Source organism: Winogradskyella undariae (genome assembly GCF_013285155.1).
In the GTDB taxonomy this organism is placed as follows: Bacteria; Bacteroidota; Bacteroidia; order Flavobacteriales; family Flavobacteriaceae; genus Winogradskyella; species Winogradskyella undariae.
This window is the reverse complement of the sequence record NZ_JABTEL010000012.1, coordinates 26,654-49,441: the sequence shown is the minus strand read 5'-3', so window position 1 is coordinate 49,441 and position 22,788 is coordinate 26,654. Positions and strand designations below refer to the sequence as shown.

At 31.6% G+C, this 22,788-nt stretch carries 22 protein-coding genes; 8 read left to right on the top strand and 14 right to left on the bottom strand.

Annotated elements, in window-relative coordinates:
* Position 1 precedes the first annotated feature (1 nt).
* From HSX10_RS14990 to HSX10_RS14960, 7 genes are all read right to left on the bottom strand, one after another.
* The gene (locus tag HSX10_RS14990) at positions 2–1,861 is read right to left on the bottom strand and encodes a DNA topoisomerase IV subunit B (protein WP_173589057.1); all 1,860 of its coding nucleotides are present in this window, start codon (positions 1,859–1,861) and stop codon (positions 2–4) included.
* Between the two features lie 147 nt (positions 1,862–2,008).
* Positions 2,009–2,920, bottom strand: coding sequence for a DMT family transporter (locus tag HSX10_RS14985; protein ID WP_173589056.1), 912 nt, complete (start codon positions 2,918–2,920; stop codon positions 2,009–2,011).
* A 65-nt stretch (positions 2,921–2,985) separates the two neighbouring features.
* Complete coding sequence (locus HSX10_RS14980; RefSeq protein ID WP_173589055.1) at positions 2,986–3,441, bottom strand: SRPBCC family protein; 456 nt, start codon at positions 3,439–3,441, stop codon at positions 2,986–2,988.
* Positions 3,442–3,635: 194 nt separating this feature from the next.
* On the bottom strand, positions 3,636–5,141 hold the full coding sequence (locus tag HSX10_RS14975; RefSeq protein ID WP_173589054.1) for a hypothetical protein: 1,506 nt from the start codon (positions 5,139–5,141) through the stop codon (positions 3,636–3,638).
* Positions 5,142–5,247: 106 nt separating this feature from the next.
* Positions 5,248–6,342: a redox-regulated ATPase YchF gene (ychF, locus tag HSX10_RS14970; protein ID WP_173589053.1), complete on the bottom strand. Its 1,095-nt coding sequence runs from the start codon at positions 6,340–6,342 to the stop codon at positions 5,248–5,250.
* 246 nt (positions 6,343–6,588) lie between these two features.
* A complete protein-coding gene (locus HSX10_RS14965; protein ID WP_173589052.1) occupies positions 6,589–10,176 on the bottom strand; it encodes a PAS domain S-box protein in 3,588 nt (1,195 codons plus the stop codon).
* A gap of 7 nt (positions 10,177–10,183) precedes the next feature.
* The gene (locus tag HSX10_RS14960) at positions 10,184–10,630 is read right to left on the bottom strand and encodes a response regulator (protein ID WP_173589051.1); all 447 of its coding nucleotides are present in this window, start codon (positions 10,628–10,630) and stop codon (positions 10,184–10,186) included.
* Positions 10,631–11,277: 647 nt separating this feature from the next.
* Here HSX10_RS14960 and HSX10_RS14955 point away from each other — a divergent pair.
* Entirely contained in the window at positions 11,278–12,543 is a 1,266-nt protein-coding gene (locus HSX10_RS14955; protein ID WP_246293578.1) for an arylsulfotransferase family protein, read from the top strand.
* 288 nt (positions 12,544–12,831) lie between these two features.
* Here HSX10_RS14955 and HSX10_RS14950 read toward each other — a convergent pair whose 3' ends face one another.
* The 7 genes from HSX10_RS14950 to HSX10_RS14920 all read right to left on the bottom strand — a co-directional run bounded on the left by HSX10_RS14950 (position 12,832) and on the right by HSX10_RS14920 (position 17,033).
* Positions 12,832–13,173 (bottom strand): hypothetical protein, encoded by a 342-nt coding sequence (locus HSX10_RS14950; RefSeq protein ID WP_173589050.1) that lies wholly within the window; start codon positions 13,171–13,173, stop codon positions 12,832–12,834.
* A gap of 161 nt (positions 13,174–13,334) precedes the next feature.
* Positions 13,335–13,712: a hypothetical protein gene (locus HSX10_RS14945; RefSeq protein ID WP_173589049.1), complete on the bottom strand. Its 378-nt coding sequence runs from the start codon at positions 13,710–13,712 to the stop codon at positions 13,335–13,337.
* A 217-nt stretch (positions 13,713–13,929) separates the two neighbouring features.
* Positions 13,930–14,409, bottom strand: coding sequence for a hypothetical protein (locus HSX10_RS14940; protein WP_173589048.1), 480 nt, complete (start codon positions 14,407–14,409; stop codon positions 13,930–13,932).
* A gap of 24 nt (positions 14,410–14,433) precedes the next feature.
* Positions 14,434–14,727 (bottom strand): hypothetical protein, encoded by a 294-nt coding sequence (locus tag HSX10_RS14935; protein ID WP_173589047.1) that lies wholly within the window; start codon positions 14,725–14,727, stop codon positions 14,434–14,436.
* 311 nt (positions 14,728–15,038) lie between these two features.
* Positions 15,039–16,061 (bottom strand): transporter, encoded by a 1,023-nt coding sequence (locus HSX10_RS14930; RefSeq protein ID WP_173589046.1) that lies wholly within the window; start codon positions 16,059–16,061, stop codon positions 15,039–15,041.
* Positions 16,062–16,138: 77 nt separating this feature from the next.
* A complete protein-coding gene (locus HSX10_RS14925; protein ID WP_173589045.1) occupies positions 16,139–16,513 on the bottom strand; it encodes a hypothetical protein in 375 nt (124 codons plus the stop codon).
* Between the two features lie 163 nt (positions 16,514–16,676).
* On the bottom strand, positions 16,677–17,033 hold the full coding sequence (locus HSX10_RS14920) for a 4Fe-4S dicluster domain-containing protein (protein WP_173589044.1): 357 nt from the start codon (positions 17,031–17,033) through the stop codon (positions 16,677–16,679).
* A 77-nt stretch (positions 17,034–17,110) separates the two neighbouring features.
* Between HSX10_RS14920 and HSX10_RS14915 the strand changes: the two genes are divergently transcribed.
* The 7 genes from HSX10_RS14915 to HSX10_RS14885 all read left to right on the top strand — a co-directional run bounded on the left by HSX10_RS14915 (position 17,111) and on the right by HSX10_RS14885 (position 22,759).
* Positions 17,111–18,169, top strand: coding sequence for an acyl-CoA reductase (locus tag HSX10_RS14915; RefSeq protein ID WP_173589043.1), 1,059 nt, complete (start codon positions 17,111–17,113; stop codon positions 18,167–18,169).
* 104 nt (positions 18,170–18,273) lie between these two features.
* The gene (serC, locus tag HSX10_RS14910) at positions 18,274–19,335 is read left to right on the top strand and encodes a 3-phosphoserine/phosphohydroxythreonine transaminase (protein ID WP_173589042.1); all 1,062 of its coding nucleotides are present in this window, start codon (positions 18,274–18,276) and stop codon (positions 19,333–19,335) included.
* A gap of 112 nt (positions 19,336–19,447) precedes the next feature.
* The gene (locus HSX10_RS14905) at positions 19,448–20,398 is read left to right on the top strand and encodes a D-2-hydroxyacid dehydrogenase (protein WP_173589041.1); all 951 of its coding nucleotides are present in this window, start codon (positions 19,448–19,450) and stop codon (positions 20,396–20,398) included.
* A gap of 160 nt (positions 20,399–20,558) precedes the next feature.
* Entirely contained in the window at positions 20,559–21,191 is a 633-nt protein-coding gene (locus HSX10_RS14900) for a DUF937 domain-containing protein (RefSeq protein ID WP_173589040.1), read from the top strand.
* Between the two features lie 248 nt (positions 21,192–21,439).
* Complete coding sequence (locus HSX10_RS14895) at positions 21,440–21,877, top strand: DUF6146 family protein (protein ID WP_173589039.1); 438 nt, start codon at positions 21,440–21,442, stop codon at positions 21,875–21,877.
* A 49-nt stretch (positions 21,878–21,926) separates the two neighbouring features.
* The gene (locus HSX10_RS14890; RefSeq protein WP_173589038.1) at positions 21,927–22,421 is read left to right on the top strand and encodes a DUF6787 family protein; all 495 of its coding nucleotides are present in this window, start codon (positions 21,927–21,929) and stop codon (positions 22,419–22,421) included.
* A complete protein-coding gene (locus HSX10_RS14885) occupies positions 22,418–22,759 on the top strand; it encodes a hypothetical protein (protein ID WP_173589037.1) in 342 nt (113 codons plus the stop codon). Before HSX10_RS14890 ends, HSX10_RS14885 begins: the two co-directional genes overlap by 4 nt.
* The last annotated feature ends 29 nt before the right edge of the window (positions 22,760–22,788 follow it).

Here is a 22,788-nt window from a genome sequence, read left to right as displayed (position 1 = left end):
ATTACAAATCTTCTTCAATAACATCTAATTCAACTTTAAGATTGTCAATAATAAATTCTTGACGTGTTGGTGTGTTTTTACCCATATAAAAAGACAGTAAATCTTCAATAGACATATCCTTATCTAACATTACTGGATCTAATCGAATATCCGCACCTATAAAATGTACAAACTCATCTGGCGAAATTTCACCCAAACCTTTAAATCGAGTAATTTCTGGTTTTGGTTTTAATTTCTCCATAGCATCACGTCGTTCTTGTTCAGAATAACAATAGATGGTTTCTTTTTTATTTCGGACTCTAAATAATGGCGTTTGTAAAATATACAAATGACCATCTTTTATAACTTCAGGAAAAAACTGTAAAAAAAATGTAATCAGCAATAAACGAATGTGCATCCCATCGACATCGGCATCTGTTGCAATCACCACATTGTTATAACGCAAATCTTCTAAAGACTCTTCTATATTTAAAGCTGCTTGAAGTAAATTAAATTCTTCATTTTCATAAACAATCTTTTTACTTAATCCATAACAATTTAAAGGCTTTCCTTTTAAACTAAAAACAGCTTGCGTATTTACATCTCGAGATTTTGTAATACTACCCGATGCAGAATCTCCCTCCGTAATGAATAAAGTAGTTTCTAAATTGCGATCGTTTTTAGTATCTCCGAAATGCACACGGCAATCTCGTAATTTCTTATTATGAAGACTCGCTTTCTTTGCTCTATCTTTTGCTAATTTCCGAATTCCAGATAATTCCTTACGCTCACGTTCTGCTTGAAGAATTTTACGTTGTAATTTTTCAGCTGAATCTGGATTTTTGTGTAAATAGTTATCTAAATAACGTTTTACATAGTCGTTAATATATGTTCTTACGGTTGGCAACTCGCCTCCCATATCTGTAGAACCTAATTTAGTTTTTGTCTGACTTTCAAAAACAGGTTCCATTACTTTAATAGCAATTGCTGTAACTACTGATTTTCTAATATCTGAAGCTTCGTAATTTTTACCATAAAATTCTCTAATGGTTTTAACTATAGATTCACGGTAAGCTGCTAAATGTGTACCACCTTGTGTTGTGTTTTGTCCATTTACAAAAGAATGGTACTCTTCACTATATTGTGTTTTACTATGCGTAATTGCAATTTCAATATCTTCACCTCTAAGATGAATAATAGGATACAACATGTCGGTATCCTTTATGTTTTCTGAAAGTAAATCTTTTAGCCCGTTTTCACTATGGAATTTTTCACCATTAAAAACAATGGTTAATCCAGGATTAAGGTATACATAGTATTTAAGCATCTTAACGACATACTCGCTACGATACTTATAATTTTTAAAGATAATTTCATCTGGAATAAAAGATACTTTAGTCCCTTTTCTTCGTGATGTATCATCTAAAAGATCTTGATTTGTAAGATTTCCTTGAGCAAATTCTGCTGAAGCCGATTTATTGTCTCGTGTAGATTCTACTCTAAAATAAGAAGAAAGCGCATTTACAGCCTTGGTACCAACACCATTTAAACCTACTGATTTTTTAAAGGCTTTAGAATCGTACTTACCCCCCGTATTCATTTTAGAAACAACATCAACCACTTTTCCTAAAGGAATACCACGACCATAATCGCGAACAATAACACGTTCTCCTTGAATAGAAATTTCAATGGTTTTACCAGCCCCCATAACAAACTCGTCAATAGAGTTATCTAGAACTTCTTTAAGTAAAATGTAAATACCGTCATCTGGAGAAGACCCATCTCCTAACTTACCGATATACATACCAGGACGCATTCGGATATGTTCTTTCCAATCGAGTGAGCGTATGTTATCTTCAGTATAATTTGTCTGTTCTGACATAGGAATAGGTAAGTGTTAGGTTGAAAGGCTAAATATAAGATTATACCTTAAAAAATGAAACAATCAGCGGCTAAATTAATTAACAATAATGATAGATAATGTTGAGAACCTTGATATTCTTAAAACATAACTTCTAAATAGAAATATTTAGTCTTGTCTTTTCTTTTTTCGCTTCTTTTTTGAAACTAATAAGATTCCTAAAATTACAACTACAGTTCCAATAATCTGTATTGTTGTTAAGCTTTCATTTAAAAAAATGACGGCGAGTATTATGGTAGATATTGGTCCAATACCTGCAACGATGGCGAAATTAGACGAACTTATCAATTTTATGGAAATAGAGACTAAAAATGAAGGAATCACTGTTGCAAAAATAGCAATACACAGTCCTAAAGCATAGACTTGCCATGGGAAACTAAAAATATCAACCTCAGAAAAAATACTAAAATGGACAAACACACAAATACTACACACAATCATAGCATAAGCGGTAAAACGCATCACACCAAATTTCGGAATTAACCAACCACTCCCCATTAAATAAGCCGCATAAGTTACAGCACTTAAAAACACAAAAAGGCCTCCTAAATAAGTCTCGCTTCCTGAAACAGAAACTTCACTCGCAAATGTGATTATAATACCAACATAAGTAATTATAATAGCTAGTTTCTGCTTATTTGTAATTACCTTTTTTAAAAACCATTTATTAAATAGCAATACAATGGTTGGATATATAAAAAGGATAATACGTTCTAAACTAGCTTTTATATAAGTTAAGCCTATAAAATCGAAATAACTCGCTAAATAATAACCAACAAACCCGAAAAAAATCAACCAAAGATAATCTTGTCGCTGTATGTCTTCTTTTTCTTCATTACGGTATAAATAAGCAATAACGATATAAAACGGAAAAGAAAATAACATTCTCAGCTGCAACATACTAAGTGCATCAATGTTATATTGATAAGCTAATTTTATAAGTACTGCTTTTGAAGAAAAAAGCACAATACCAATGATACCAAGTATAATACCAGAAAGAAAAGTTTGTCTAACTTTCATGTTCTGAAATTATAATGGTTTCTATTAATCTTACAATCTCAAATTCAGGAATTACCATATTCAAACTAAAAAATTTCTTCTGCTTTAATTCTTAAATATTCATTTCTTGTCATTAGCAAATTCTTCATGTATTGTTTTAAAAAAAGAAAGTTTGCTAATCTCCCTAAAACTCCAAAAGGAGATTCAAAAGAAAATCTATCAATCATTAATGTCTTATTCTTTTCAATTTGAAAAATATGTTGGTGCTTAAAGGATTTAAATGCACTAGACACCATTTCGTCTACAAAATAGTTTGGACTTTCAAATTCTGTGATTTTTGAAGTTAATTTTTGTTGGACACCAAAATGAGTGGCTTCCCAAGTTACGGATTCTCCTAACTCTATTAATCCTGAAGTTTTGCCTGCAATAGCTTTTTCACTTGAATGTGCCATAGACGCTTTATGAAAATCAATATTACGTGCTAAATCGAAACAGGTTTTTAAATCTGCTTTAATCATGGTATTAATTTCTAGTGTTGGCATTTAACTATGATTATGAGATTGCCACGTCCTTCGTCCTCGCAATGAAAATAGCTGTATTTCACCTAATCCCATCACATATTTGTCAATGGAATTATCTAAAACTTCTTATTAAATAGTATTAATAAAATAACTCGAATTTTTTTAAAAATCAATGGTTAGGTTAAACAACAGAACCTTTACTTTTAAACTTTTATTTATTTTTCTATTTTAATTAATTGTTTTTCTGTTCCATAATTTCCAAATAATATTATATTATCCTCTTTAGTTGTTACAAAATTATTAAAATGAAATAATACATCTGAATCCTTATTTTGGTAGATGTTTTTATGATTTGTTTTTCCATTTTCATCTATTGAAACAGAATAGATAGCAGAATCATCACTCTTAAACTTTAAAAATTCAACACTTCCATTTTTAGATTCTTTTATTTTCCTAGAAGCATTAAAGAAGAAATAAATTTTGTTGTTTGTATATACAGAAACATATGATGTATATGATGGCAAAACTGCTTTTTGATTTTTATTTATATTTCTAGCCCATATTAATTTGCCTTTATTATCAATTTTAGCTGAAATAATATCATCAAAACAATATATTGGATAATCCTTTCCATATTCAACATAATACTCTTCTCCTGTAATTATAATATCCCCATTGTCTTCCATATAAGCATTAGACAACAAAATATCTTTCAACTCTTTATCTGAACTTTTACCATATTTATCTATTATAAACTGATTTGAGAACTTATTAAAACTACTATTTAAAAGCTCAAATTTTTCAATGTTTATTAAATAACGACAAACTCCACTTGATTTACTCTCTTTGTTTTTTCCGTACAAACCTACGTACGATAGTTTATTGTTTTTGGTAACTGAATTTAAAGATTTAATTAAATTATTATCGTTTTTTAAAACTATTGTTTCATAATCTTTATCATTCAGTTTATAGGACTCAAAATGATAATTAATTTTATCATCTTTTTTAGTCGCTCTAGAGTTATTCTCAAAAATCTTACCTAATAAATAAACAGTACCATCTATATCATTTAAGCTAACATTTTGAAAAACGAAAAAATCATCTTTAATGTTTTTCTTAAATAAATACTCCTTTACTTTTTCAAATTTCTTATTAAATACAACGATTTTATGAGTTGCTACATCATCATTTTTTATATCAAAACTCAAAGCTATAAAATTTTTATTTTCTGAAAAAAACACAGTTCCGAAAGCAGCTGGATCATATGATTTAGGCATAGCATATAAAGCAACACCTAGTTTTTCTTCTTTCCCTACGGAACATAAACTCTTCTTTTTAAAATCCATAGAACTTATTGGGGCAGATAACACACTAAATTCATAACCACTTGCTTTATTCTTTTCATCAAACAAAATAATATTAATTATACCATTATCTATTACTATGTTACTAGAGGCATTATCAATTTTTGATCTTTTAATTAATTTTAAATCAGCACCATAATGCTCTACTAAATATGAATCTGCCGGCTTACTAGCTTTTTTTTGTACTGTTCTTACCAATACGACACCATCATTTCCATCACTCTCTGAAAAAATCACACGTGACCATTTTACTTCGTCCTTAAAAACGGAGCCTGTAATAATGTTTTCATAATTATTTTGTCCGAAAACAATAATATTCACAAACAATAATAAAATAGTAACAATTAACTTTCTCATAATTAGTTTTTGGTATTTAAATAAAAAAGCAAGATAAAAATTTATCTTGCTTTTAGTCTATATTCTATGTTTTTTAATCTATAGGCTATAAATCTATTGCCTCTTTTTACACATTAAATAAGAAATGCATTACATCGCCATCTTTTACAACATAATTCTTTCCTTCTACGCGCATTTTTCCTGCTTCTTTTACTTTAGCTTCACTTCCAAATTCTACAAAATCATTGTAAGCAATAACTTCTGCTCTAATAAAACCTTTTTCAAAATCGGTATGAATAACTCCTGCTGCCTGTGGCCCTGTTGCACCAACATTTACCGTCCAAGCTCTTACTTCTTTTACACCAGCTGTAAAATAGGTTTGCTGATTTAATAATTTGTAAGCTGAACGAATTAATTTAGCAGATCCTGGCTCATCTAAACCAATATCAGATAAAAACATTTGGCGTTCTTCGTAATCATCAAGCTCATTAATATCTGCTTCTGTACCAACAGCCAACACTAAAACCTCAGCGTTTTCGTTTTTTACAGCTTCTTTCACTTTATCTACGTAAGCATTTCCTGTCGTTGCAGCGCTTTCGTCAACATTACAAACATACATTACTGGTTTATCTGTAATAAATTGAGAAGGCACAACGTAATCTTCATAATCTTCTTCCGAAAATTCTAAAGCTCTTATAGAAACTCCTGCTTCTAAATTTTCTTTTATTTTAAGAAGAACAGCTTCTTCTTTTTGCGCTTCTTTATTACCTGTTTTGGCAGCACGTTTTACTTTATCTAATTTTTTATCTACAGTATCTAAATCTTTCAACTGTAATTCCATATCAATAGTTTCTTTATCTCTAATAGGATCTACAGAACCATCAACATGAATAATATTATCGTCATTAAAACAACGTAATACATGTAAAATAGCATCGGTTTCTCTAATATTAGCCAAGAACTGATTTCCTAAACCTTCACCTTTACTCGCTCCTTTTACTAAACCTGCAATATCAACAATCTCTACAGTTGCTGGTAAAACACGCTCTGGATTAACTAATTCTTCTAATTTCTCTAATCTAGGATCAGGTACATTTACCACACCAATATTAGGTTCTATTGTACAAAACGGAAAGTTGGCACTCTGCGCTTTAGCATTAGATAAACAGTTAAATAAGGTTGATTTTCCTACGTTTGGTAATCCTACGATTCCTGCTTTCATCGATAATATATTTTTATTCCTTTATTTAACAGGAATCTTATTAGTAAAATTTATAATTTCTATAACGTCTCTACTCCTATTAATAAAAGGAAAGTTGTTACGAAATTTTGCGAGTGCAAATGTAGTTAATTCGTAGAATAGTTTGAATTATATTTTTTGAAATGATTTTTGGGTTCAAAAAAACAGACCAGAAGCCTAGAATTTTTATAATCATTTGTAATACTATAAATATGTATAATCCTATAACTAAGGTGCAGGAATATAAATATCAAAAACAGCACCTTCTCCCATCTTGCTTTTAGCACTTATAAAACCTTCATGGTTTTCTATAATACGTTTTACAATAGCCAGACCAATACCGGTACCAGAATAGTCTTCCCTGCTGTGCAAACGCTGAAAAACTTCAAAAATACGTTCGTTGTAGTGCTGCTCAAAACCAATACCATTATCAGAGAAACAGATATGGCAATAAGTACGCTGTGGTTTTAAAGCTGCAATACCAGTAGCCACCCCTTTTAAGGTCTCGCAACTGATTTTAATATGTACGGGGACATCAGCTTTAGCAAACTTAATAGAATTACTGATTAAGTTTAAAATTACCTGCTGAAACTGCACCACAATAATCTTAACATTACAAATGTTCTCTAGCTCAAAGTAAACCTCTTTTCCTTCCAACTCTTCACTTAGCGTTTCTTTAGCATCATCTATAATCGCTTCAAGACTGTAAATATCAAAAGTGCTCACCTGAGCATTAGTTCTAGAATAAGCTATTAAATCTTGTATCAAATTTTGCATCCTAGAAGCGGACACCTGCATTCTAGAAAAATAATTCCTAGCACTATCAGATAACCGATCTAACTCCTTTTCTTTTATGCGAGAGGCAAAAGTCTGAATCTTTCGCAAAGGTTCTTGCAAATCATGACTAGAGATATAGACGAAAGACTGCAACTCTTTATTCATTTTTTCCAAATCTACATTCTTCTGTTGCAACTCGTTAGTACGCTGCTGCACCATCTTTTCAAGCTTGGTTGTAGATTCTTTTTGTTCTTGAATGTCGGTACTGGTACCTACCCACATTTTAATAACTCCATCAGCATCCTTTTGAGGGATAGCACGGCTTAACTGCCAACGGTATTCTCCATCATGTTTACGGAAACGATGTTCTAATAAAAAATCCTTGCCCAAGTTAATGGTCTCATTCCACACCCTTATATTTTCGGCTCTATCATCGGGGTGTATCATTTGTAACCAACCATCTTTTTTTATCTGCTCTAAAGTCAATCCTGAAAAATCAAAAACCGATTGATTAAAATAATTAAGATGCCCCTCCGGATCTGAGGTCCAAATAAATTGCGGCATAGAATCTGCCAAAAGCCTAAACTTCTCTTCGCGATCTAATAACTGCTGATGAAAGTTTCGTTCTTCTGTAATATCTCTAACAGTACCAAGCATACGTTCTGGCACATTATCAGCATCATAAAAAACTTTGCCTTTTACATCTTTCCAACGCAGCACTTGATCTTCTCCTATTATCCGAACTTGGTAATGTAATACACCCGAAATAAACGCTTTTTCAAAAGCCTTTTCTCTAAGATCTACATCATCAGGGTGTACAAAAGATATTAACCTTTCTTGTGTTAAGGCATTACCATTAGAAAAGCCTAAAATATCATAACAACGGTCCGATGCTTCCATCGCCTGGGTTCTAAGATTCAAATCCCAAATTCCCAGCTCACTAGCTTCTATAACAAGTTTTAATTTCTCTTCATTTTCTTCTATAAGATGCTTCGCTTTTACTGTGGCTGTAACTTCTGTAGCGACAACCATAATACCCGTAATAACATTATTTTCCTTTAACGGATGGTAAACAAAATTAAAATAGCTAACTTTTGTTTTCCCTTTACGGGTTAACCCAATAGGAAACTCATAACCATAAAAATCATTTCCGGTATCATAAATAGCGGCTATAATAGGAGCTATAGATTCTTCGACTTCTGGCAAACTTTCAAAAAGTGGTTTCCCTACGAATTCTGTTTCTGTTTTATCTACAATTTGCAAATAACTAGCATTGGCCATTTCTATAACATTCTCAGGACCTCTAAAAACAACAATACCTAAAGGAGCTTGCATTACTGAGCTTCTAAAACGCTTTTCACTTTCTTCTACTTTTTGTTTAGCTTCATTCAGTTCTGTAACGTCTGCAGCTGTATTCATTACAGAATGAACTTGACCATCAGCATCAACAATAGGTGTAAAACTATAATTAAAATAACCACGCTTAAGAATGCCATTGGTTAAAATATCTGCATATTCATTTTTAGCATGAAACGGTTCACCAGTTCGCAGTACCTCTTGCACTTGCTCAAAAACAGGCAGGTTATCAACTTCGGGTAATATATTTGTAAATAATTCTCCAACCACATCATTTCCTTTCCCCCAAACGTCCATAATAGATTGATTAGCAAGCGTTATACGCATCTCCTTCCCTGTAAAAACTCCTATTGGAAATGGTGCACTATCAACTAAAGCACGCATATTTTGTTCACTTTCTTCCACCTTTTTTCGGGCTAAAACCTGCGAGGTAACATCATACCCTATGGCCATAACACCATTAATGTTTAATTCAGAATCATAAAGGGCTTCGTAAGAAAAATTGATATATATGGTCTCTAAAATTCCTTTTCTTTTAATTTGAAGAGGATGCTCAGAGGTCGCGTAGCGGCGACCTGTCTCAGATACAGCATCTAACAATTCCTTTATACCTTGAGAGATTAATTCTGGCATGGCATCAAAAATCGAAATATTAAGAACCTCAGCTGCTGTTTTCCCCCATAATTCTAAAGCGTATTTATTCGCAATTTCAACCTTATAATCACTCTCTCTAAATATAGATATAGCAACGGGTGCCTGAAGAATCATAAGGCGTAGATTTCGTTCGCTTTCTTCTATTTTTTTTCGAGAAACAACTCGATCCGTTACATCTTCTAAGGTACCTGTTAACCTGTAAGCTACTTGATGGTCATTAAACCAAGCACGACCTCTGGCATGAACAATGGTTTCTTTTGAGGTGAGGGGGTTGATAATAGCATATTCAATATCATAATTTCCTCCTAAACGGTATTCTAAAACGTCTTTAATAGCACTAGAAACACGTTCCTTATCATTTTTAGCAACGGCATTAAGGGCATCACTGAGTGTTAGTTCTGCTTTATCAGGCAAACCAAACCAGACTTTTAATCTGGAGTTGCAAGTGAATCTGTTAGTCAGTGGGTTATAATCGTAGGTTGCTAGTTTAGAGGCTTCCAATACAAACTCCAATTCATTTTCATGAGCCTTTTGTTCGTCTTCTACCTGCCTTTTATGGGGCGCATCAACAATAGTGATCAGGACACCTCCAACGGCTCCAGAGACTAGCTTAATAGGACTAAAAGCTAAATCAAAATAGCAACTTTCAACGTCTCCATTCTGATTTAAAGGCAGCAAAAAATCTGAAAACCGAGCGGCTTCGCCTTTCATCGCCTTATCTAACAGTGTACCAATAAGATCCCAAACTTCCGCCAAAGTGTCTCTTATACTTCGTCCTAAACCATCAGGGTATTTAGTACGATCTAATAGCTGAAGATAACCCGTATTGTAAATTTGAGTGTATGAGGAGCCCCAGGCAATACACATTCCAAAAGGATGGTCTAACATAGTCCTTACCATAATCTTTAAAGACTCTGGCCAAGTTTCTGGGGCTCCTAAAGACGTAGTAGTCCAATCTTTAGTTCTAATGTGGGCTCCAATAGTACCGCCTCCTTCTAAAAAATTAAATTGTTCAGCTTTAATACTCATGGAATAATTAAGGTTCAATAATAAATTGAGCTCTCGAACGCTCTGGCGTTTCAAGCTCAGTAATCTGAGAAATGGCTTTAGTAATCGCCTTTTTTATATTAGTGAATTCACAGGGCTTTTGTATGTAATAATGAGCGCCTAAATCATAAAGATGATTAACAACCGTACGATCTAACGAAGTAGAATAAATAACAACAGGAATAGCCTTTAATTTAACGGAAGACTTCATAGCTTCTAAACATTCGCTCCCTGATTTTCGAGGCATATTAATATCTAAAAAAACAAGATTAGGAACAGGGTTGTCCGCTGCCAATAAAAAATCCATAAGAGCTACACCGTCATTTAAAACCGAAAGTGTAAGGGTACTAGATATTTCGCTTACAGCTTCCGCAAAGAAGTCGCAATCGTCAATATCATCATCAGCAAGCAAAAGGTGAAACTTAGTATTTTCCATATTATAGAGTTTTAAGATGGGCATATATCTCCCAATCAAGTGATTTAAAACAATATTCTTACAAGATGCAAATTAATATTAAAAATTTAAGAATTATAAAAGTAACTTTATTTTATTAAAGCATTAATTAACCCTTATAAAATATATTCACAACGCTTTTTTGGTTTTATAAAGCATCAAATTAAGCACATTAAACGTTATAAAACTAGAGCTATAGTATTAAAAATAGTTAATAAATTATTACCATTAATTTTCAAACGAAATCTACAAATAAATTAACAAACTTGTAAGGTTATTTTATAGCCCCGCCTTTATTAACTGTTCTTTTCTTAATATAAAAACCTTACAAAACAGATGAATCTGATATTGAGTTATAATTTAAAGTTTACTAAGAACTACTCTGATCAGTTTTTTTCAATAGTTATAACGATAAAAAGTTCACCCTTTAGACCTAAAAATTTAAAAGGAGTCAAATCTATTCAATAATTAATAAGCACAATGGTAAATAGACAAAACAACTTATTATAAAAAAAACACAACACTCTAAATCACAAACAATTACAACACAAACCAACAAAATTCTCATAATTAAGCGAGTGTTTTTATTATAAACAGCATCTAAATACATAACATAAAACATAGATCCTATGAAAAATACAATGAGAATAAATTCAGCCATTGCTAAGCCTTTAGTATTATTAGCCATTATGGCACTATTTACAGCATGTAATGATGATGATATTGAAAGTAGCGACGGTAGTGATACCGATACTACAACAGGAACAGATACCTCAACCTATGTTTTGGTGGTAGACCAAACAGGGCAAGGTGCAGATATAATTAATCATGATGGTGATGAAATATTTAGTTGGAACTTTGATGCCGCAATAGGCAATGATGCCAGTCTATTAGATGACGGTAGTATGTTAGTGTGTCTAAAAGCCAACGATGCGGCCATTACCTTTGGAGGATATGGTGGTGTATTTCAAAAAATAAATGCCGACCAAACAACAGATTGGGAGGTGTCTTATAGCACCACCACACAAACAGCCCATCATGATGTAGATTACTTATCTAATGGAAATATAATATTCCCGGTATGGGAACAACTTCTGGTAAGTGATGCGTCCGAAATGGGATTTTCAGGAAGTCAAGACATTTATCCTGAAGCCATAATAGAAATGAATCCTGTAACCCAAGAAATCGTTTGGGAGTGGCATGCTACAGATCATTTAATTCAAGATCATAACAGTACTAAACTTAATTATGGTACCGTACAAGACAACCCTAACAAAATAGACATTAACTACAACAGTGGGCAAGCCAATGGAGATATTATGCACGCTAATGGTATTACTGTAGATGAAACAAATAACATTATTTATCTCACAATTAATAACTATAGCGAGATATGGGTTATAGACCACAGCACAACCACAGCTCAAGCAGCAACAAGTACGGGTGGAAACTATAATTTAGGTGGAGATTTAGTGTACCGTTTTGGTAACCCATTAGCTTACGATAACGTAGGAGAAGTAACCATAAACGATGTACATTATCCTAATTTATTAGATACAGGGAACATGTTAGTGTTTTCTAACAATATTTATGATAACCAATCAGCTGTTTTTGAATATCAATTGAATCCTCCGTATCAACTTATTGCGGGTCAAGATAACGAACCAGAATTGGTATGGTCATTCACCGATTCAGAACTATACAGCTCTGGATTAGGAGGCGCAGTAAGAACTCCTAACGGAAATACACTTATTGCTGAAGGTAGAGATGGAACAGTTTGGGAAGTTTCTAATAGCGGTGAAGTTTTATGGAAATATGCCGGGTACGATACTCTTTGGAGAGTTTACGCCATACCTGTAGATGACGATAGACTTTCTTTTTTAGGAGTGAATTAAAAAACAAAGCATTTATAAAAATGACTTTTACTTAATTTTTGTAAAAGTCATTTTTTATTTTGTAAGAACTACACTCCGAGTAAATTATCGCAAATCAGACACAAAAACATCATAATATGACACCCCCTAGAATACCTCTTCTGTAATAATTATAATGTAATCTTATAATGTAGATTTCAAAAAAAAAAAAAAAAACAACTAATAAGAAAGACGTTTTATAATCCAAAAAAAAATCCCAAACCAAAGGCTCAGGATCTCTATTCTAATATAAAAATTGTTTTCTAAAGCTTACTCACTATCACTTTTACGATCTAAAAGTTTTTGAGACACTTTGTAAGTTGCTCCATATGCCAAACCGGCTTGGCGTTTCTTAAAATCTGATAACGCTTGCGTGTACCATTTTGGATCTGTAGCTTTTTTCTTTGCTTTATCATGACCAGAAGTTCCAAAAACTTCACCATCTAGGCGTGCTTCAATACTATAGATTCCAAGACCAAAATGTGCTGCACGTTCTAAAACGGTAGCAAAATCTAATTCTGAAAAATAATGTGTTGCTTCAGATTCGTAACCATCATTGATGTTCTCTAAACCTGTAAATATATGTTGTTCTAAAAATTCGTTCTTTTCCATAGTATTCTTAATTCACTTAAATCATAAAAAATCTGTTTTAAACACTAAAACAGATGTACTGAAACAGCTTCAGTAGGCATTGGCAAAGTTAGTTGTTCTTTAGATGATAGTCATATATTAGAATCAAATAATTTCTAAAATAAAAAATAAACTACAAAACACTACGCTTGGGTAACGTTTTTAAAAGTCGGGTGATTCTCTGTAATAGTACCAATCCCTTTTTTATTCACTTTAAAAGTAACATCCTTTGTTGTAGAAAATAATATAACAGTTAAAAAAGTAGTTTTTAAATGCGATTTTAGAATCACTAATGCGTCTTCTAAAGTCATTTCTTCTTCAATATCTTCAGTCTCCCTTGATCTAAAACTGTATTTAAGTAAAACCTGAAATTCATCATCAGAATATATAGGTCTAAGAAATATATTTTTCAGCTCAAGTTTACCAATAGTTTTGGCCATCGTTAATTTGGCAAATGTTCCTGCTTCAATACTTTCTTTTACTTTTTCCCAGAAAACAATAAAATCATTTTGGTAAGTCATATGCTTCAAAAATTAATTTTCAAAATTACAGAATTTTCTATGAATCATGTGTAATAAACACTTATTTATTCATGTAAAGACTGCGCCCAATAACATCTTCACCTTTAAATATTAATCTAACAAATTATATGGTTATTTAAAAACGGATTTTATATATTAAGAGATTTCCCCCTTAAATAATCTATACTCGGTCTTTGCCCAATTTATACTTGTCTTTTTATTCTGTAGTTATTAATAATACATTTACACCATCATTACTTCCACAATTTAGAATTGTAGAACTTGCATCTTTTAATAATGTTACTGTTTTAACAACATCATAATCAATTTTATATTTTTTTTTGTCATTTCCCTCAACAAGAATTCCATTCAAAATAACTAATGAAATACTATCATTAGTTTGAATTTTATATCTAGACTTAAATTTTTTTGATTCTATTTCAGATATACTGAATGATTCTGTAGCTGAATTAATTTGAGATATTTTTATAATTTCAGATTTTCTATCTACTGTAACTTTAGAAATATTCTTTGGGGCTAAATAATACTTTTTTAAATCAATTTCTTCATTTTCATTAAGTACTGTCTTGTAGCCCTTCTTTAAATTAAGCTTTCGTGCTTTATCATAGTTTACCGTTTTTATCCCACTACAAGAAAATAAAATTGAAATAAAAATTAAAAATATAATTTTAGACATTGTTTAGGTTTAATAAAAGGATTATTAATATAATTTTGCTTTTTCACTAACCTCCGTTTCACTAGAAATTGGACTATCACCCACTAATGAATCTCTTTCTATAATAAGTTCAGTATTTGGTTTTGCATCACATTTATCAAGTGCTTCACAACCTGTGATATAAACCATATTTTCAACCTGACTAAATTTCATAGTTTTATTTTTAATTACGCTATAATAATCTTGATCAAAAACATTTATCTGAGCAATAGCCGAAAATGTTCCTAAAAAAAAGATTAAAATTAAAAATATCAGATTTTTCACTTTGAATATTGTCATGCGTATGGTATTAATTAAAATTGTTTTATAATATTTACCTGATGCAATTATAATTCTATCCTTACGAAGATATGTTTTTTAAACTTCTTTAGTTTCTAAATCAAAGGGTTCTCTTCATTTTTTTAATGTTTTATACAATATCTATCATAACACAATTAATATATGAATTTTGCTTAATTTAACTTGTGTTGCTAAAATAATAACTAAATCTAAACACCTATTAAAAGCATTTTTTTTATATATGAGAGTAAAAGCAAAACGACTTAAGTTTACACTTAAGCCGTTTTATTTTTACAGAAAATTAGGCATCATTATTCTTTATGCCCAATAACATATTGAACTCCAAATGTTGCCATTAAAGTGTTTTTCATTTGAATACCATTAACTTCCTGAAAGGTAGGAATCTTTACTTCTGCAGCTAATCGTAAATTTTTAAAGCTACCTTTTGGTATTAAAAAATTTGTTCCTAAACCAACATCTATTTGACTTCTTCCAGAGTTAACTGTATTAAATAAGGGCATCATCAATGGATTTAAGTCAGCATCTACTCCATCTATTTTTTGAGTATCATAATAGCTCAAACTTGTTGATAAACTAAAAGATTCAGATAGCTTAATCGCTCCCCAACCTACGACATCAAATCTGTTTCCTAATGTGTAATTTTCAGAATTCTCTCCTATTCTAACTTTATAAATAGATTGAGCTCCCCAAGAAAATTTATCTGACTGTCCTAAATAAGTTAACCCCAAACTCGGATCCCAAGTTCCACTTCCTAATTGCATTGGGTAAGCTAATTGAGCATTATCTGCCATTGGTGTTGCATCACGCTGATCAATATCTCCTGTAGGAATAGAAACTCCAACATTACCATGTAACGACTGTCTATTACGATTCATTATTTTAATAAGGCTAGATACTGTTAAATCTCCTAATCCACCCGATTCTGTTAAGAAATCAACACCCGCTCCTGTTTTTAAATCCATAGAATTGGTAATATAACTCCCCATTACCATTAATGTAATTTGGTCTGAAGGTGCATACATTACACCGAGCATATGCATATCCATACTCATTTTTTGTGGTGCAATCATATAATCTTCATAAATATCTTCATTTGATATATCATTTGAAGACTGAAAATTTCCATCCATCCACATAGGCATATACCTATAAGACAACATAAATTCTCCTTTTTTATGATAATGGTCACCCATAACACTTATAGGTGCGTGACCATCTGGTCTTGCTGAAGTCCATTGATCTTCTTGTGCGACACCCACATTAGAGCATAGCAAAATAATGCCTATAAAAGGCAATACAATTTTATTGTACATTATTTACTTTTTTTGTTAATTGAAATTAAAAATATTTTAAGTTTTCGATCTAATATGAAAACTAAACGAATCTCTAATTAACATTTTGGTGGTGGCGTAGGTGGTGAGATTGTTAAATCTATAATTGAAAATTGATAAAAAGCATTATTTTGTTTAGAAACAGATTTTAGTAGTATAAACTTTGAGAATTCATAGTTACACGATATCATCGGAATTCTTTCTAATTTAGTAGTTAATGCATTTTTACCTTGCCCCTCAGACTCTTGTGTTTCTTTTAATTGTAGACTTAAATAACACTTTCCATTGCAGGTTACTACAGGCTTATTTTTGTTTATGCATAGAACTTCTGAAATATATTCATAATTAAAACAATACTCTAAAAAAGGCAATACAGGCCTTATTTCCGCAAAGCAGAAGACAATTAATATACCGATAGCTATTTTTATTCTCATTCAAAGTTATGCACAACTTTGAAGTAGTCACAAATATTAGAAAAAATTACAAAAAAAGTAATGATTTTATAATGACTTCTATAAACGAGTCTTTCTAAAACATAAAAAATCCCAAGCCAAAGACTCAGGATTCTATATTATTAACGTGTATTATGCTTATTGCTTAATGACCGTTAGGATGCATAAAGCGTTGTTTACCTAAGAGTTGCTCTTCAGTTTCCACATGATCTTCATCTGGCACACAACAATCTACAGGACAAACAGCAGCACATTGGGGTTCTTCATGGAAGCCCATACACTCTGTACATTTATCTGGAGCAATGTAGTAAACTTCATCACTTATGGGTTCTTGTGTTTCTTCAGAATCAACTTCTTTACCATTCGGAAGTACTAATTTCCCTTCTAAACTTGTACCGTCTGCATAACGCCAATCGTCTGCTCCTTCGTAAATAGCTGTATTAGGACATTCTGGCTCACAAGCTCCACAATTAATACATTCGTCTGTGATTATAATTGCCATAGTAATTTTTTTAGTATTGTTTGCTTAAATTTGCAATTGCAAAAATAAAGCCAAAACATCGTATAACCAAACTCTTTATGGATTTACAATATAGAATTAACGCATTTGTAAAATTAGGTGAATTTTTAAGTCAATTTCAAGAAAATGAAAGCATAAAAAAGGATACCATTGAAGCCAACGATTTATTTTATGACGGCTTTAAACATCAATTAAAATTAGCTCAAGAACATAATGGATGGTTTACTAAAGCTAACATTTCACTTACCTTAAAAAATTGGTCTAATGCATTGACTAATAAAAATATCAATCATTGGTTAGAGAAATATAACTTTAAGGACGTAAATACACAAACGGTTGCCATAATTATGGCAGGAAATATTCCGTTGGTAGGTTTTCATGATTTTTTATCTGTACTTATTTCTGGTCATAATGTATTGGTTAAACAATCATCTAATGACAAACATATATTACCGTTCTTAGCTAAATATTTAGAGGTTGTAGCACCAGCTTTTAAAGGGAAAATAACCTTTACAGAAGAAAAACTGAACCAATTTGATGCTGTTATTGCTACAGGAAGCGATAATACGGCACGTTATTTTGAATACTATTTTAAGAACAAACCTTCCATTATTAGAAAAAATAGAAATTCAGTAGCCGTTTTAACCGGAAACGAAACTCAAGAAGAGCTCGAAGCATTATCTGACGATATCTTTATATATTATGGACTAGGCTGTAGAAATGTTTCTAAATTATTTGTCCCTAAGGATTATGATTTTGAAAAATTTTTCAATGCCGTTTATAAATGGAATGCTATTATAAACGAATCTAAGTATGCTAACAATTACGACTATAATAAAGCGGTTTATTTAATGAGCGAGTTTAATATGTTAGAAAACGGATTCTTAATGATAAAGGAAGACGAAAGCTACGCCTCACCTATTGCCACAATGTTTTATGAGTATTATGACAGTAATGACGAATTACTTCAAAAATTAAAAACGGATTCAGATAAAATACAATGTGTTGTATCACGTTCTTTTGTAGATACAACCATTCAATTCGGTGAAACTCAAAACCCACAACTTTGGGATTATGCTGATGGAGAAGACACTATTGAATTTTTATTAAAAATATAGAGTAAAAATTATCAATTCTATAACACTAAATAAGCAATTAATTATCACCTTTGTAGCTGTTTAATTAGAAAAACACAACTTTTCATAACTAAATATTAAGATTAATGAAAAAACATAATTTTAGCGCAGGTCCCTGTGTATTACCAAAATCTGTAATGGAACAAGCAGCTTCAGCTGTATTAAACTTTGATGAAGGCTTATCTATTTTAGAAATTTCGCATCGTAGCAAACCATTTGTAGATGTTATGGAAAACGCTAGGTCTTTAGCTTTAGAGTTGTTAGGACTTGAAGGTAAAGGTTACAAAGCATTATTTCTTCAAGGTGGTGCAAGTACTCAATTTTTAATGGTAGCTTTAAATCTTTTAGAAAAAAGAGCTGGTTATTTAAACTCTGGTACTTGGGCAGATAAAGCTATAAAAGAAGCTAAAATCTATGATGATATTTACGAAGTAGGTTCTTCTAAAAGTGCTAATTACAATTATATTCCTAAAGGATACGATATCCCTGAAGATTACGATTATTTCCACTGTACTTCTAACAATACTATTTTTGGAACTCAGATGAAGGATTTCCCTACATCACCAGTTCCTATGGTTTGTGATATGAGTAGTGATATATTTTCTCGTCAGTTAGATTTCTCTAAATTTGATTTGATCTATGCTGGTGCTCAAAAAAATATGGGACCTGCTGGTACAACCCTTGTTGTTATTAAAGAAGACATCTTAGGAAAAGTATCTCGTAAGATTCCTTCTATGATGGATTACAAAACGCACATAAGCAAAGGAAGTATGTTTAATACACCTCCTGTATTCCCTGTATACGTTTCTATGCTAACTTTAGAATGGTTAAAAAACCTAGGTGGTATTAAAGCTATTGAAAAAGAAAATGAGAAAAAATCAAGATTGATGTATTCTGAAATTGATTTAAATCCATTATTCAAAGGTTACGCAGCAAAAGAAGATCGTTCTTTAATGAATGCTACTTTTACTTTAGAGAATGAAAATCTTAAGGAAACTTTTGAATCAATGGTAAGAGAAGCTGGTATTAATGGTATTAATGGACACAGAAGTGTTGGTGGTTATAGAGCTTCTATGTACAACGCATTATCTTTAGATAGCGTAAAAGCACTTGTAGAAGTTATGAGTGAATTAGAAAGTAAAGCTTAATAAAAAAGACTTATATATCCGAATAAGCAATGCCTTATTTGGATATATAAAAAATATAATTTAAAGTTTCAAAATTAGCAATTGAAAACTTTTAATCTTTTAAACTTAAATAATGAAAGTATTAGCAAACGATGGAGTATCTCAAAGTGGAATTAACGCTTTAGAAGCTGCAGGTTACGAAGTAATAACAACAACTGTTGCACAAGAACAATTAGAAAACTACATCAATAAAAATGAAGTTTCTGTTTTATTAGTAAGAAGTGCAACAACAGTAAGAAAAGATTTAATTGACAACTGCCCTAGCCTAAAAATTATTGGTCGTGGTGGTGTTGGTATGGATAATATTGATGTAGATTATGCACGTAGCAAAGGTCTTAAAGTCATTAATACGCCGGCTGCATCTTCACATTCTGTAGCAGAATTAGTATTCGGACATTTTTACGGTTTAGCACGTTATTTACATAACTCTAACAGAGATATGCCATTAGAAGGAGATGCTAACTTTAAAGGTTTAAAGAAATCTTATGCTAAAGGAACCGAATTAAAAGGAAAGACTTTAGGTGTTTTAGGTTTTGGACGTATCGGTCAAGCAACTGCAAAAGTAGCACTTGGTGCAGGAATGAAAGTTATTGCTTTTGATCCATTTTTAGAAAAAGCCAATTTAGAATTAGAATTCTTTGATGGCCAGAAAGTAAACTTTGAAATTAAAACGATTTCTAAAGAAGACGTTTTAAAACAAGCAGACTTTTTAACACTTCACGTACCTGCTCAAAAAGATTACGTAATTGACGAAGCAGAATTTAACCAAATGAAAGATGGTGTTATCATTGCTAACGCTGCTCGTGGTGGTGTTGTTAATGAAATTGCACTTGTTAAAGCAATAGAAAGCGGTAAAGTATCGAGAGCTGCATTAGACGTTTTTGAAAAAGAACCAAAACCAGAAATTCAGTTATTAATGAATTCTGCATTATCGTTAACACCACACACCGGTGCTGCGACTAATGAAGCGCAAGACAGAATTGGTACAGAATTAGCAGAGCAAATTATAGCTATTCTCGGATAGATACACCTGTATTTCTCAGGAGTAACAGTTTTAAATGATTCTTAAAAAAAGAAATATTTCAAAATTGTGACCAAACGAAAAAAAATGAGTCCTACTATATGTGGGACTTTTTTTTGTACCTTCATATACAATATATAACTAACCTTAAATAAAAAATAAAATGGCAGGAATATTAGATTTATTAAACAGTGATTTAGGAAAAAACATTATTAGTGGCGTTTCTGGTTCTACAGGAACCGATCAAGATAAAACAAGTAGCGTATTAACGATAGCTTTACCAGTACTTATGAAAGCTATGGAACGTAATGCTTCTACCCCAGAAGGTGCAGCAGGACTTATGGGAGCTTTAAGCGGAAATAATGGAAGTATCTTAGACAATCTTGGTGGTTTGTTTGATGGTGGTGTAGATGATTCTGTAAAAAATGATGGCGCAAAAATTCTTGGTCATGTATTAGGAAGTAAACAACAAGGTGTTGAACAAGTTATTGGTCAAAAAGCAGGTGTAGATGCTGGTTCTGTAGCAAACATTTTAAAAGTTGCAGCTCCAATTTTAATGGGAGTTTTAGGTAAGCAAGCTAGCCAAAATAACGTAAGTTCTCAATCTGACATTAGTGGTCTTTTAGGTGGATTATTAGGAGGAAGTGATGCTTCTAATGAACAAAACTTTTTAGAAAAAATATTAGATGCTGACGGTGACGGAAGTGTTGTAGATGATGTTGCTGGAATGTTATTAGGTGGCGACAAAAAAGAAGGAGGAATAGGAAGTCTTTTAGGAGGCATGTTCGGAAAATAAAATTACTTACCCTACTTACATATGAGCAGCTTTAACGAGTTGCTCTTTTTTTTATAATAACCTAACTGAAATAATAACTTTACGCAGTGAAACACTAAGTTTACTTATTATCACTTGTACAAAACTAAAATTTACAATTGCTTTGTAGTGTTAAATCAAAGTGAAACCTTATTAACACTACTAATTTTTAATATCTTTATTTCGTTATGAAATAGACATATTTAACATTGAAAATAATAAAATAGCATATGAAAAAGATTATTCCATTTATTATAATCCTCATTTTAATTGCAAGTTGTAAATCTTATAACACAAGTCCTGTAATTAATAACGAAAACCAAAATAGCCTAACAGAAAACGATACAGTATCTATTAGTAGTGACGAAAACGATTATGAAATTATAATCATAGAACCTGGGTTTAATTCTTGGTTGCAAGGCACTGCTAGACCCGAAGGTTATCATACTCAAGAATGGTTAGAATCTAGAAATACGGTTTTAGTTCAAGCATGGAATCAAAGAAATCTACAACCTCAAACCTACGATCCAAATCTTTACGAAGTGCGCATAGATTATGATAATAGAACTGATTACGGTTATGAAGTCAACTATAAATTATACAATTACTTTCTGTATTTTCAATTAAAGTACAAACAAAAACTTTCTTCCTTTACACCTAGAATTTAAGCTATAAATACAGCTTTATTCATTAGTTTTGTTTTAGGAAACTTAAGCTATGGAAAAATTTAAAAAACATTGGGAGATACAACATAATTGGCAGTTTTTATTTCCCTTCTTTGGTCTTATAATCCTAGGTTATTCAGCTTTTAAAATTGCGAACGCTTTTTTAGAAGATTATGGAATTACAATAACCATTATAACTTCTCTTTTTATCTTCTTTGGCTTATTGAAATTAACTTTATTCATTTTTAAAAAATTAGAAAAGAAATGGATTCTCGACTATAAATGGGAAATGATTCGTGTATTTATGGTCTTTGCATTTACAGGTTCATCTTCTTTATTTGTTGGCAGACCTATTATTCGCTTTATCGGAATTACTAAAGAAAACTTAAACATTGCAATTTATTGGTTTTTATACATTATCATTGGGCTTGTTTTCTATCAAATTCTATTAGTAACCTTTGGTTGGCTCTTCGGTCAATTCAAATTTTTCTGGGAATTTGAAAAGAAAATGCTCCGCAGATTCGGGTTAAATCGATTTTTAGATTGAATATAAAAGCAGTTCTTACATCACTTTTTAAAACATTAGCTATTGTGCTAGTGCTTGCTGTGCTGTTTCCTTCTGCTGTAAAACTATCGCATGCATTTACACATCAATACCACAAAGTTTGTGACGCTGATGGAGAATATAAAACTCACTTTCACGAATCTGACCTGTCTTGTGATTTTTATAAATTTAAACTTACAAACACACAATTCTTGGTTTTATATAACTATGATATCATAGTTAATACCCAAACTACCAAGATCTTTTTTTCGCATTATATTTCTTTTAATAATTATCAGCAATTAACAAGGTTTGTTAGAGGTCCGCCTCAAGTGAGTTAGAATTTTCGTTTTCTAATACACTAATAAAT